Source organism: Vibrio sp. AK197, assembly GCF_053903115.1.
This window is the reverse complement of sequence record NZ_CP096429.1, coordinates 55,735-70,417: the sequence shown is the minus strand read 5'-3', so window position 1 is coordinate 70,417 and position 14,683 is coordinate 55,735. Positions and strand designations below refer to the sequence as shown.

Sequence of the window (14,683 nt, the reverse complement as noted above, 5' to 3'; positions counted from 1 at the left end):
AAAATTAAGTCAACATAAAACAGCAACTTATCCATTTTAGTCTTTTCTCTATCGTGAAATAATATCACTCGCAATCATTGATGAGAAAAAACTCAACATACAGACAAGGTTTGATAAGTGAGGTAAAGTTATTAGAGTTAATGACCTACCACTGCATTTGTATCAAACCGTGTATCGGCTTAACCACGAAGGATAAAGGTTTGAATTTCTATCGTTTCGATAGAAACTGGCCGCGCACACAGGCGCTCCACACAAAGAGACGTCAAGATCAAAGTCAAAATGACAATTCAATCAATACTCCATTTTGGTATAGAAATTTCCTCGAACGACACACTTTGATGCCTCTCCAACAGCTGCAGCTTCTCGCTCACCTCCACAACATGCCCCTTAAAAAAGGCCACGTATAATACTAAGTTCGGTATAAATAAAACTCGAGATATTTAAGCATAAAACATACTATTAATAATTTTATATATTCACATCAGAGTTAATATCATAAAAATGTTTAACTCGTAGGATAAAATACAAAATTAACAATAAAATTAAACGATTAAAATCATTAAGATATAAAGTTAAATTAATAAATAATATTTAAAGATTTATTATTAAGACTCGGATCACTTTTTATTTAAAATGATTAACTATACCCTTTAAACGCTTATTTATTTCAGATCTATTTTTAATACAACGATGTCTAGGTTAATAAGGGAATATCATGAATAAACAGTACTCTGTTTTATTATTATCTTCTGCCGTGTTCGCAAGCCCATTCGCACTCGCATTAGATAATGGCGTTTATACCATCACTTCCAAACACAGCGGGAAATTACTTGAAGTCGCAAGCTGCCTAACCGGTGACGGCGAGAATGTCGCCGTTTGGGCAGAGAATGGCAATGACTGTCAAAAGTGGCTGATCACCAATCAAGGTAACGATCAGTACTCACTCATCAACCTCAATAGTGGCAAAGCACTCGAAGTGTATGAGTTTTCAACCGCAGATGGGGCGAATATCAGCCAGTGGGAGTTTAACCAACAAAGCGGGCAACTATGGACGATTGAGCAGCATGGCGGTGACTACAGCTTTGTCAACGTTAACAGTGGTAAAGCACTCGATCTCTATGGTTTCGACACCGCAGATGGGGCCAATGTGGCTCAATGGACCTACACCGCCAACGATGCCCAATTATGGACGTTAACCAAAACCGCGAATGTTGAGTCTGAGCCTTATGATCCTTCAACTACGGGTAGTAGCCCTGACCATTGGGATCTCGCTGGGAACCTCGTTACTCACGATCCAACGCTTACCTATGAAGACGGTATTTGGTGGGAATTTCAAACCAGTGATGATGGTATTGCCGGTAAATACTCGACAGATGGCTTAACATGGTTTGGCGCCAGCAACATTTTTGCCAACGGTTTATCTTGGTGGACAGACTATGTACCAGGAAATGACGGGCGTAACGTTTGGGCGCCTGATGTAAAATTCTATAACGGCCGCGCATGGATGTATTACACCGTGTCTACCTTTGGCTCGAACACGTCAGCGATAGGCTTAACCTCAACCGACAGTATTATCGGTGGCGGCTGGGTCGATAATGGCTTAGTGATCAATAGCGTTGCAGGGCAAGATGATTACAATGCCCTCGATCCTGATTTGGTCATAGCGGAAGATGGCGCGCCCTGGCTGGTGTTTGGCTCTTGGTTCTCTGGTATTAAACTAACCAGAATTAATCCAGAAACCATGAAGCCGTTTGGTTCAATCTATAGCCTTGCCAGCCGCTCAGGTGGGATTGAAGCGCCAAGCATTATTTACCGCGATGGCTACTACTATTTGTTTGTTTCTGTCGGCAGTTGCTGCCAAGGCACTAATAGTACCTATCGCATCGCTTATGGCCGTTCACAAAACATCACTGGCCCATACGTAAACAAGGCGGGTCAATCGATGCTCAATGGCAATATTGAGATTTTTGATGCGGGCAACGAACGTTGGGTTGGCCCTGGCGGCCAAGATATCCTCAATACCGATGTGATTATCCGCCACGCCTATGATGCAGAAGATAACGGTACCCCTAAAATGCTGATCAGCGATCTCAACTGGGACGCACAGGGCTGGCCAACTTATTAATTCCGCCAAACGACAAAGAGCTAAGCATAGGCTTAGCTCTCTTCATCTCTGATAAAATAAAGTCAAAGAAAATGCAAATTCGTTATTCTGACCAACCATCATGAATAATAATTTTCTCACATTCATCTGCTAAATTCGAAAATCCTGTAGACATATCCAACAACGATGCTCTAATTAGAATTAAAGAATTTAGTAGTGCGACCTCTTCATTTTCGCTGAGCCTCTCTTGAAGCTCATCTATTCTCTGTTTAAAACTCTTTATATCCTCAGATAAGTCATCGATTTCTTGATTAATACTCCTAACGTCAACAGCAGGTTCTAATGGTAAACGTTCAAGATACTTGGATAAGTTGTTTAAGTTTTCAATCATTTTGGTAAAATTCTCCCCTGTTTTAAAGCTACCTTAGTTTTTTCTCATTAACAGTACCATCAAGGTTTAAAACAACTTTTATTTTGTTTATTGAAGACTTCAAGATGGTCTTTATGCTTACCATCCAAATAGACTTAATCTCCTATTTTTAATATATTTCCTTTTTTTCAGTAACTTCATAAACTCGCTGACCTTGATATTTTTTGGGACTCTTTTTCGTACTATTTGCTACAATTTCTCCAAATCCCCGCTGATTTAGGAAATCCTCCATTTTATCGACGGCTCCTTGGTTGGGCTCATAGTCAGTAGAGCTAGAGGTCATAACCAATAATGGATTAACACCTGAATCTGATGGGCTTTCTGTTGTACCCAACCCTTGTTCATCGGTAGCCGTCGTCTCTGTTGACGGGTCTATCGGCTCTGCTGGCTCAGTTACCATAATCGGCTCAAGACCGTCTTGAACGGATAATGAAGTCGAAGGATCAATTGAGTCGGCAATCGTACTACTATCATTGCGTAGCGCTTCAGCTCTTGTAACAACCTCATTTGGCATGCTGTAATATTTAACGTTGTGATTTTAAATCTGCTGACCTGTACTCCCTAAAATGCTGATCAGCGATCTTAACTGGGACGCACAAGGCTGGCCGACTTATTAATCTCACCAAACGACAAAGAGCTAAGCATAGGCTTAGCTCTTTTACAATAATTATAAAAATTGAATATTTAAGTATATGTTAATTTTAACAAAACCGCTTAATAATTTAAATTTCATATAATCTATCATTGTATAAGCCTGCTTTTTTATTGTAGAGAACCACATCAAAAAAAACATTAAAAATAGTAATAATTATATAGATAAAAAATAAAGTAACCCCACCATATAAAATAGAAACAGTGATTAACCATTGACATAAATGTCTAATTATAAATGAATGGCAACCTCTTATTTTCTTTATATTGCTTTGAACGTAGTAAATAGGAGAAAAAACAAGAATAATCAAGGAATAAATAGAACTATCTTCACTGTAGAATTGATGGAAAAATTCTACACCTATTAGCATATTAATCTGTTCCAATTTCCCTAAGGACTCTATCTCAGACCACGTCAACTTTTTATTTATCTGTGTTTTCTTTTTTATTTTCAAATTCTTTATCTCTATCAGATAAGGGATTGAAGATAATTACCGTTTTAAATATTGATTCAATATAGAATCATGCTATCAAAAAGAGCTAAGAATCGATGACTTAGCTCTCCAGAATTAGCACAGACTATTAGTCAACAATACTTGCGTACTTAAAGTTCAATCGGTATTGTACCGCAGCTTCATCACCATATTGTCCTCCAGATACAAAATAAGGATGAAGTGGTACCAATTCCTCTATTGTCTTTTCTTTTGAATAGTAACGGAATGTCACAACACCGCTATCACTAACTTGAAAATAAGGTCTTGTAAAGACGCCCTCTTCTCCCAACTCTAAATCTTTAATAACTCTATTATTGTCGAATGTACCAAATAGCACAGGCTTTTCTTTTCCTGCTAAAGGTAGAAACTTCACATACAAGCTTGTATCAAGTTTTGGGTTACTAAACTTGTATAATTTTCCAACCTCTACACCGGCTTGCTGATGAGGTGGAATTATCGCAGCACAACCCACGACTAGGGCCAAAACAAAGAGAGAAAAGTAGACTTGAACGGTCTTTTTCATGTAATACCTATTTTCTTGCGTTATTCATCCATTATCTATAGGCGACAAAGACCGCAAAAATATAAAGGTATCATCAACACCGATGTGATCATCCGCCACGCCTATGATGCCGAAGATGACGGAACCCCAAAAATGCTAATTAGCGATCTCAACTGGGACGCACAGGGCTGGCCGACTTATTAATCTCACCAAACGACAAAGAGCTAAGCATAGGCTTAGCTCTTTGGATTACAGCTCTATCGTTATCTTCGAATCTAGAGACTGTGGCAATTGTAGAAACTGTTTCCATGCAATAATCACGGATTTAAATTCAGCCAGTGAAAATCTATCGGCTGGTTGTCCGTCCAATCATCATTTACGGTAATATAAACTTACCCAATAATAGGATGATTTCTCGCACTAACATAAAATAATGTCAACTCCATCTACTACCTATAATTAGGTGGCAAAATTCACTATGCCGCTACACTACGCCTAACCTAAGCTCTTAAGTGCCTCTACAAAATCTTTTGCTCTAGGCTTATCGACAGGTCCATCAATAACAGGGTTGGCAAGAATCTGCAATATTTCCCACATAGGTTCATACTTATCCGAGGTGGCATCGTCTTCCCAACCTTGCGTTACGTAAATATCATTATTCGTTAAGAATTTAGCCCATTCAAAAAGATGCTTAGAGTCAATCTCATCACAAATAAACTTGCCGAGCACAAGTATAATTATTTCCGGAGTAACGAAAACTTCTTTTCCATCGAAATCTGGTTGAGAACCAAGAATCTTCTTCCCATCGTCAACAGACACTATACCTTCCAAAATATCTTTATATACTTGCATCATGCTAATAACCCTATTTGACATCATAGAGATTATTCTTTGCTGCTCCGGCCCGCTGTCTCATTAGTGTTCCCGCATCATCAAAAGCGGTTTGCACGGTTCGTAAAGTCTTACCATCAGTTCCGATTTCAAATGAAAACCTTTGGAAACCGCTTTGTGCCCCAGCCGCGCAGGCTTAGCTCTTTGGGTTACAGCTCTAGTTTGACAACATTAGTCTAAAAATTGTCATTCTTTTTTAATCTATCAAATAAACCGCTTTATCAAAAAAGGCTGATAGCGCGAAGGACAGTTAGAAATAAATGACTCACCATCTGAATATTTTACTGTCACTTCATCTATCAAAGATTCAAAAAAGTAATAAAATTCATCAGGCCTCACAGAGAACTTATCATTACAGTTCAATAGGAAATTATAAAGCTGAGTCCGGTTAAGAGAATTGACAATATAACGGCTAATCTCTTCAAGAGCGGAGATATATAACTCATCTTCTCTAACACCATCTAGCCCACCCAAATCGTCTAATACTGCAGCAAGTCGCTCAGAAGGTAACACACCGAACTCATCTAACCATTCAATAAAATCATCAAAAAAACTACATATCGATTGTATCATCGCGATTCCGACTAACCATCATGAATAATAATTTTCTCACATTCTTCAGCTAAGTTCGAAAATATTATCTTCATTCATGAGTGTTCCAACTTTTTAAAAATTATAATATTTCTTAGAAGTCTCAAACTCCTTCAGATGAATAGAAGCTTTTGAAACAAATTCAATAAGGTCTTCTGATGGGATAGTAAAATTACAATCCCAAATCGTAACCATAGGATCACCTGAATTACTATCCAATAAAATTTCACCCCATTGAACGTTATCAAACATCAATTCAACATAGAAAATATCCCTATCGTCACAATGAAGAAGTCCATAATCCAATTTATCTATCATCTGTTGGGCTCCCTAAACCCAGAAAGGTTATTTCTGCTGGAATCAAATCTGAAAGTCCGTCCATCCGGAGCAACCCCATCAATGACAGATACCGGTTGCCCATTCTTTCAAGCGGTCTTATTTATAAATTGCGTACCAGGTGTCGTAAGTATATCGTCGACGATATCTTGAGCTTCTTGGTTTTGGACACCTGCTTCACGACTAGAGGACGAATAAACGCTTCCTTCTCGTTGTGAGTGCTTGTCTAAACTGAAACCAGCCCTAGTTCGCCCTCCTTTATACGGCTCAGCGGCCAACTTGCTTAAGTCATCAACATCTACTTTGTTTGTAACATTACTGCATTACAAAAAACGATATTTCCCTTACTTGGTCTGCTTGTAATGGACATAGAGCTCGCAAGTCGACTCGCTTACAGCCTCCTTTAGCTTGCTAAGTAAAGCTGGGGCGCCGTAAACATAATCCAACTCCTCATGTTCCGAACCGTACCAGAAGACTAGCTCATCAACAGATGGGGCTACTTTTTCCATTATTTTGAAAAGTTCTGTCTGCTCAAACCTTGAAGACTCAACAACCAACTTCTGGGCATCTAGCATCAGAGCGTCAATATCCTTCTCATTTACATCAATAACATAGACATCCTCAAGAGGAAGATCAGGAAATAACTTACTAGCGATTTCAAGGAGAAAGTCATTTCTGCTTCTTGAAATCGGTATCAAGCTAGTATTGTGAGTTTTCGATACTGCTAACACAAACTGAGTCATTCTCAACCTCCTTTATCACCCCGGTTTTTCCGCTCTCTCATAGTTCCGTTTCTTAGCGCATTGTCAGCATAATCAAGATCAGAACCATCTGTAGTTTTTATCTCGCGTGTACGACTGCGGCCATGTTGTTCTGGATAGTGGGTATGCGGAGACCCATTGACCTTAGCATCAGTGTGCTTATTGTGGATCTGGAACCAGTCGCCACCCTTCTTATTTGAATCAACCAGGTTAAAGTCTTTATTCGTGGGCATCGTCGTACCGTTAGGTGACACGATGAAGTCAGGCTTGCCTGTACTCTTTGTAACATCACTTCCACCTGGGACCTTATCAAAATCACTATCTGAAGAACCATCATTTTTTACGTTCTTAGAATTTACAATAACAAGCGGGTCAACACCTGAATAGGATGGGCTTTCTGTTGTACCTAGACCTTGCTCGTTAGTCGAAACGGTTTGTGTTGAGGCATCTATACTTGACGCTATTTCGCTCGTAGTTGATGGATCATCACCTTCTTGAATCGGTAATAACGTAGAAGGATTAATAGAACCAGAGATTGTTCTTTTACTACGTAACACTTCCGCTCGAGCGATAACCTCCGGTGAAAACTGGGACTGTTGCATGTATTCATAGGAAGCAATCCGATCTTGCCCAGTATCGCCTGATTTATAATCAATCAATAGTTGATTATATTGCTGGGCTAAGAAATCACGCTCTTCATCTGAATATTCAGGTTCAAATTCAATACCACCGAAAATCAACTCTTTGATATTACTATAAATATTACCCGTATTTTCTTTTACATCATCAATAACACGATTTGTAATAAGTGGCTTGGTGGTATTATTTTGTCCTGCATTCGATATAGCACTCGCACCTGTAACTTGTGCAGAAAGAGCAGCTTGAGTTTGAGCGGTGACAGCAGCCTGACCAGTTTCAAACATCGCGGCAGCACCTAAAAAGTGGTTACCCTTATTTTTATCTAAACCATCATATTCCTTGTTATTTTCAATAACTTCACTACTTTCATTGTCCACATGATTATTGCTGCTAGCGAGTGAGCCTCCCCCATTGATACCCAATCCAACTTCCAGATAATCCCCGACATTACTGCCTATATGGTCGGCATAGGTTTCTTTATCCGCTTTGGAGTATTGCTTACCTCCATTGGCAATATCCTGCTCGTCCATTTCATGACTGGTTTCATGCCCAGCGATTTGTGTGAGTTTTTTAGTATCATCAGCCTTTTCGTCATTGATATAGGCATCACCGGTTTCATCGGAATGAAAACCTGGGTTTTTATCGTCTTTCTTGGCAATGATTTTATTTTCATAACCTTCTGTTTTATAACCAAGTTCGGTCATTACCACATGGCTTACTTTATCGAGCATGATTTTTTTATCATCCGCCGATAAATTCGGATCTTTTAACGCAGCAGCAAGTTCTGGATCGCTGGCTATCTTGGCTTTTAATCCATTGTAAACTTTGAGTTGCTTGCCAGTTTCTGAAGCAATATCCGAAAAACCAACACGGTCTGTCATCATGGCAAGCGCAATACTTTCACGAATCATGTCAGTGACCATGACATCTTCTGAAATTTCATTACGCCCCATTTCAGAAAAGAACCGATGATCAACCTCAAAATCAAAATCGCCTTGCTGACGCGTGACATCGTAAAGATCCTTATCTACTTGACTAATGTCACGATTTAAACTCGCTAACTGTTCATTTTCGGTGCCTGTTGCTTGAATATCACCTGCGCCAATAGTCGCCAGTGACTTGGTCTTTTTATAGTTCGATTCATTGTTGTATTGAAGGTGTGAAGAACCGCCTAATAGGTCAAAATGTCCTTCCTTATCTTTTCCGATATTTCTACTGACATTGGCGCTTTGATCACTTTGATAACGGGTATTACTCAGATCAGAATACGTCAATGTGTTAGTGACAAGAGACAACGCCCCTAAGTCATCGCCTTGCTCGTTGATCGTTGCAATCGTCGCGCCCTGAACGTCCGTACTCCCGCCAACATTGATATCAGCAGAGCCTTTGGAGATAAGAGATGTAGTGACCGTTTCTCGGCTCGTAGAGGTACCATTGGCTAAGTTAAAACCGCCATTGAGTCCGTTAACGCTGGTTTGATCCGAAATACTTGTTGAGGCACCGCCACTGACCCCTTCGCTATGGTGGGTACTGGTATTCTGATTTTGTTGCGACACAACATTAAGGTTGCCACCGACATCTGCGGTTAACTGAGAATCGGCTTTCAGGTTTGCACCCAATATGCTTGTATCCTGCTGCGATGCAAGCTGTATGGTGTTACTGGATAGAGAGCTATTGCTGTAGGTTGTTGAGCTAGATTGACTGCCAGAACGATTTAAACTCGCGTTGATGTCCGCCCCAGTTGCAGCACCATGAGCCGAAAGGGAAATCGAGGCAGAGCCTGATAGCCCCGTATTTTGGGTCTGCGCTTTATCTTGGGAAGCAAGCAGATTGATGTTGTTACTCGAAAGCGCAATGGTATCAGTGGCAGAAACCTTCGAACCTTGAACCGTAATTTCGTCGCCAGTTTCGTTTCCTGAATTGATCGAAACATTTTGTCCTGAAAGATTCGAGGCAACAGACGTTGTACCACTACTCGAGGTACTGTTTTTGGAGACGCTCATATCAATATCGAGCGATGCGTTAAACCCTTGAGTGACGGTACTGTCCATCGACGTATGCACTTGTTTTGCCAGCAATACTCCTTTGGTCGTCACATCTTCCGTTGCCATCGCAATGCCTGCGATGTACCAAGACTCATCGGCTTTTGATGCCGCAATTAGATTACTGAGTTCATCTAAATCTTCAGCCGCAACACCCGGCACTTGATTGTTATAATCTTGCTCGAGTTGCGCGTAGGTCTTTTCAAGGTCCTTCAACTGATCTTTGTATTCTTGATACGAATCTTTCGCTTCTTTAAGAGCCTTAACTGAATCTTTTAACGCAACTGAAGCGTTATATGTTTCAACGGCTTGATGTTTAACCGTAAAATTAACCGACGCATTGCCATGCGTTTCATCGGTTTTAGTTTGATAAGTGTCTTTAGCTTCTTTAATTGACACATCGCCAACAGAGGTCAGAGATAAGTCGCCTTGATTATCGTTGTCACGATCAGCAGCTAACTGAGAACCTTCAACAGTAATATCACCATGGCTATTTAGGCTAACGTTATTGTTGGCGGAAATAGACGCGCCCGTATGCGACGTCGATTGAGTTTGAGTATCGACTTTGTCGTATGTCGCCTCCGCAATTTGCATTGATAAACGACCATCCTTTAAGTCGTCTAAACTGCCTAATAGCCCTGTAAAGTTCCCCATGGCCAAGGAAGCAAAATTTGCCGCATTTGCCACGTCACCAAAACCAATCGACATTTGTTCGTCGTTAGAATAGGAGCTGGTATGGTTTGTGGCCGCAAGGACTTTGATATCACCGGCTTCACTGCTTAGCTCTGCGCTACCATTAGCAGCTAATTCCGAGCCTACTACCGAGACTTCAGCACCGTTGACGGCTAAGTGTCCCCCCGATTGAATTTGGCTACCCTGGGCGGTTGATGAAGTCACGCCTTCGCGATGGGAGTTCATTGAATAGATATCGCCACCACTAAACAGACTGCTCTCTTCACTCCATTGCTGACTGCTTTGCTGCGCGTAATCCGCGCCGACCACAACTTGGTTTTCAGCTTCGAGGTCAACTTGACCACCAGCACTGATATTACTGGCGATCACCCCAATATCATTACCCGACTGGATAGAGACATCAGCACCAGTAATCACATTAGCGCTGTCTAGCAATGTGGCATCATCGATACTGCCCGTTGTTTTGCCAGTTAACCCACCAAAACCTTTTTTGATGGTCTCTTTGCGCTGGTAATCACGATAGCCCTGAGCGGCCAGTACGACATCACCATCGGCGCTGAGATTCACGCTGTCATTCGCGCTAAGATCGGCGCCAACCAGAGTTAAATCACCTTGGCTTTGTTGATTTCCACCTGCTGCAATATTGATATTACCCGCATTGATTTGCGTGCCTTGTGCCGTCTCTTTAATGCTCTCTTTAATGGTGGTTTTCTTGCGACCAAACGATTTCTTTTTGGTTTTCTTGTCGTAGTGGTAAATACTGTCGTTGGCAGCCAATAGACTGACGTCACCTCCTGCATTAATGCTCGCCTCGTTGGTTGCTTGCAGGTCAGCCGAGGTTATCGCAACATTATTGCCAGCTTCGATTGCAATCGAATCACCGCGAAGCGAAGCTCCCTGATGCGTTTTGGTTTGGGAGATGCTGTCGTGTCTGTGCTCGTTGACGGACTGATATTGCTCATCGACTGCTGTATCTAAAGTGATATCCCCTTGTGCTTTAAGGGCAAGGTTTCCTAACGCTGCAAAATTTGACCCCGTAACATCAATATTTTCAGCAGCATTGACCATAAGATTGCCGCCAGAGCTTAAGCTCGATGCCAGATTGCTGACTGAATGCGTATCAATCTGAGAGCGGCCCTCAATGGTATGGTTGGTGATTTGCTGGCGAGCGGAGCTTACCGTCACACTGCCGCCAGCGTTAAGGTTCGCATCACCGAGTGATTCAACATTCGCTGCAACAAGCTCGATGTTCTCACCGGCCGTCAAATCAAGTTCACCCCGCGATGAAATGGAAGCCGTGTTACCCACGCCCGTCATAACATCGGCGCTGCGACTTGGGTTAGCTTTTGTGCTTAACTGGCCATTACCCGATACACTTAACGTCTCAACTTGAGTACGATTGATGATGCTGCCGTTTTGCGCAGTAAGAGACACATCCTCACCAGAGATTTGACCACTGATATTTTTAATATCGTTGCCTGCGGTTAGCGAAAGGTCACCTCCCGCCTCAATCGCCCCCTTTTTATTGAGGATTGAATCGCTTGCTTGCAGGTTCATACTTTGAGCGGCGAAAAGAGTACCGTCTTGATTGGTAATGGTATTAGCGGCAATCGCCACATTGTTACCCGCAATAAGAGCGCCGCCTTGTGCAATACTCTGCTGGGTTGCGGACGAGAGGTACAGCTTTGGCGCAAGCACTTCTTGACCATTTACGGTGACACGTTCATACCAAATAATGTCGTTTTCTAAATTGGCAATTTGTTCTGGTGTTAGCGCCACACCTGCTTGTAAATCTAACTCGGTTTGTGCGCTCGCTGCCGCATCCATCAGGCTTTGCATTTGCGCTAAATCGCTACCTATGTTGGCTTCGAGGTAACGTTGCCCCGTTTGTTCGAAGATTGCCTGGGTGATGGTACGAGTATCATAGTAAGAGTCGCCAAGAAACTTCACGTCATTGTCAGGATGATATTCGATCTTGCTAAGGAAATAATCTGATCCCACAAACTCGCCCATGTCGGTTAATAAAGGATTGGTTTCAATCACATACTGACTTTGTGGGTCACGACTTGGTACAAACAAGCCATTGGGCGACTCTGGAATGGTGTAATTGGGAAACGCAATATCGTTATCACTGATAAACGGGGTATCACTTTGTTCAGCAGGTAAAGAAACTTGCGGTGCGCCAGGCAGCTCTATACCACTACCTGCAGCGTTCGCTTGAGTGGTACCGTTATCGACCGAATCCGTTGCATTAATACTGATATCACCATTAGCAATGATTGATGCGTTGTAGAGTTCGCCTTGTTCAGACTCGGTTTTGATAACACGCTTCACTTTGACAGTTTTTATTCTTGACTCACCGGAAGAATAATTAGCATAAACGGTATTTTTGGCTGTTTGAAATGCCTTATTACTTACCTCGTCAGCGTTAATTGCTATATCACCATTACTAGTCATCAGTGAAGCGTTATTTCGCAACACTCCAGCCTCAATATCTAGATGACCTCCAGACTTCAACTGTGATGCGTCCCCTTCAATAGTCACAATCGTTGAGTCTTGTGACATTATTCTCTTTTCTGAAAAACCGTAGTATGTTGATGTACAATACTCGTTAGCCTCGTTCCCACCTCTGGTTTCACATGTCTGCGATTTTAAGGTCAGCTTTTTACTAATTTGGCTTGGAGCACTATTAGAAATACTGGTGGTCGTTTCCTCCGCCTTTACGCGAGTATTTTCAATCGCATCCGCGTTAAGTTGTATATCACCTTGTGCTTCAATATTGCCCGAACGGTTATAAAAGCCTCTGCTGCGTTCACTATCGGTAATACCTTGGGATACAAAATTACCACCAATCAGCATATCGCCTTGCTCGTTAACCACATCGCCAGCGACATTCAGCTTGGTATCTTCAGCGCTATACACAAGCCCGCTGTTAGTGACATTGTTGGCTGCGGTAATTTGCAAATCATGTGCGGCAATCAATGAACCTTGGTTATCCAAATCTGTCACTGAAAGAGCGAACGCATCTGCCGATTGCAAAACGCCTTGGTTGATTAATGATTGAGCGCCTAATTCAAGCGCTTGGCTGGCATTAAGGTGACCTTGCTCACCCACCTCTAAGCTTTCAACGGCAGAAGTGATAGTCGCACCCTGAAGTTGGCTGTTAATCTCGGCGACACCACCTTTCAGTGATAATTGCTCAGCACTCAGGTTCCCTTCACCTTCAATATGATAATTGTCGCCAGAAAAGGTTACGTTCTGCTCAGCGTGAATTTGCCCATCATTAAGTAGGGAAGAAGTACTGTCGAATTGAATCTGTTTAGCTTGCAACTCACTTTGAGCATCCAGTTCAATGTTTGATGCTTGTGAAGTCACCCCACCACTTGAAGTCACTTGCGATTGATTTAAATTTAGCGAATCTGCCGTAATGTTAAGTTGACTCGGCCCTGCTAGCGTGCCTTTACTATCAAGTCCTGAAGTGAGGTAAGATTGCGAGAGTTGTATGTCTTGCTTCGCATTTAAATTTAACTCCTTGCGCGCGGCAACCGCACCGTCAATGATCTCAATTCGCTTGGCGTTGGCATCGAATGTCTCTCCCGCATATTGCTGACCACTGAGCGCTAATTGATCGGAAGTCTCAAGCACAATATCGTGAGTCGCACTCGCATGACCAAGCGTTATTTTCCCATCAGCCGAGAGCTGAATATCCCCATTGGAAGCCGCTAAGTTACCAGCATTAACTCCTACACCGCTTTCTGTTGAGACCAATTGAATGCGGCCAGCGTACATACCGCCAAGCGCGGAGGAGTCAATCGCTAATTCAGGTTGGGTTTGTGGTTGCGATTGGCTTTTGGTGACATGATTGGTTTTATAGCCGACCTGATTGCGCCCTGTCACCACATTCAAATTTTGCGCATGGATGTCAGCACTTAACTTGGCAGCACGAGTAATAATATCAAAATACGTTTGCTGCGAGCCATCAAGGCCCAAACCTTCAATACTGATGCTCCCTTGCGACACATCAAATCCATTGAGGCTCCCATTAATAATTTGCGGCGTACCGGTTGAAAGCGTGACGCGCGGGGTGTTCATAAATCCGCAGCCATCACAGGTGATCCCATAAGGGTTAGCTAAAATTACATTCGCTTGTTTACCCAACACCTCCGTATAACCGTTGAGCTGACTGCGATTAGAACCGGTGACTTCGTTAAGAATCACACTGGCGGCTTGACCTTGCAGATTGGCATTGCCTTCCACAATTCCTGCAAGTTGAGACTGACTAAGTGCCTGAGTTGAGTTATTAAGAATCAAGCCAGTTGGGTCAACATTGAACATCTCATACTGGTTATGCGACAACCCCTTGCCATTGGGCTTTGCGATGTCCACTACTTCAACTCCATTGAGCGCCTGCGTCACTTGGGTTTGAGTTCCATTGACGACCACATTCGCCAATACAGGCTGAATGTTTATTGTCCAGCACAGAACGTAAACCAGCCAGCGGTTAAAACGAGTTTGCCACGAAGTCATGAGAAGTAACCTTTTTTACTCG

Annotated in this window: 9 protein-coding genes; 1 reads left to right on the top strand and 8 read right to left on the bottom strand. The window is 42.3% G+C overall.

Translation table 11 applies throughout. The features are described from left to right. The first annotated feature begins 715 nt into the window (after nt 1–715). Nucleotides 716–2,125, top strand: a complete 1,410-nt coding sequence (locus M1D72_RS00300; RefSeq protein ID WP_456295106.1) for a family 43 glycosylhydrolase — start codon at nt 716–718, stop codon at nt 2,123–2,125. Between the two features lie 82 nt (nt 2,126–2,207). Here the strand turns inward: M1D72_RS00300 and M1D72_RS00295 are convergent, their stop codons facing one another. The 8 genes from M1D72_RS00295 to M1D72_RS00260 form a co-directional block, all read right to left on the bottom strand. Next, nucleotides 2,208–2,495: a hypothetical protein gene (locus tag M1D72_RS00295; protein ID WP_093269774.1), complete on the bottom strand. Its 288-nt coding sequence runs from the start codon at nt 2,493–2,495 to the stop codon at nt 2,208–2,210. A gap of 148 nt (nt 2,496–2,643) precedes the next feature. After that, nucleotides 2,644–3,048 carry a hypothetical protein gene (locus tag M1D72_RS00290; RefSeq protein ID WP_456295105.1) on the bottom strand — a complete coding sequence of 135 codons (405 nt, stop codon included), beginning with the start codon at nt 3,046–3,048 and terminating at the stop codon, nt 2,644–2,646. Nucleotides 3,049–3,767: 719 nt separating this feature from the next. Continuing rightward, on the bottom strand, nt 3,768–4,202 hold the full coding sequence (locus M1D72_RS00285) for a hypothetical protein (protein WP_456295104.1): 435 nt from the start codon (nt 4,200–4,202) through the stop codon (nt 3,768–3,770). A gap of 474 nt (nt 4,203–4,676) precedes the next feature. Continuing rightward, the gene (locus M1D72_RS00280; RefSeq protein ID WP_456295103.1) at nt 4,677–5,036 is read right to left on the bottom strand and encodes a hypothetical protein; all 360 of its coding nucleotides are present in this window, start codon (nt 5,034–5,036) and stop codon (nt 4,677–4,679) included. 240 nt (nt 5,037–5,276) lie between these two features. Then, complete coding sequence (locus M1D72_RS00275) at nt 5,277–5,645, bottom strand: hypothetical protein (protein WP_456295102.1); 369 nt, start codon at nt 5,643–5,645, stop codon at nt 5,277–5,279. 93 nt (nt 5,646–5,738) lie between these two features. Continuing rightward, complete coding sequence (locus M1D72_RS00270) at nt 5,739–5,981, bottom strand: hypothetical protein (protein ID WP_456295101.1); 243 nt, start codon at nt 5,979–5,981, stop codon at nt 5,739–5,741. Between the two features lie 362 nt (nt 5,982–6,343). After that, nucleotides 6,344–6,742 (bottom strand): hypothetical protein, encoded by a 399-nt coding sequence (locus M1D72_RS00265; protein ID WP_456295100.1) that lies wholly within the window; start codon nt 6,740–6,742, stop codon nt 6,344–6,346. Between the two features lie 2 nt (nt 6,743–6,744). Further along, a complete protein-coding gene (locus M1D72_RS00260; RefSeq protein WP_456295099.1) occupies nt 6,745–14,661 on the bottom strand; it encodes a two-partner secretion domain-containing protein in 7,917 nt (2,638 codons plus the stop codon). Nucleotides 14,662–14,683 lie beyond the last annotated feature (22 nt).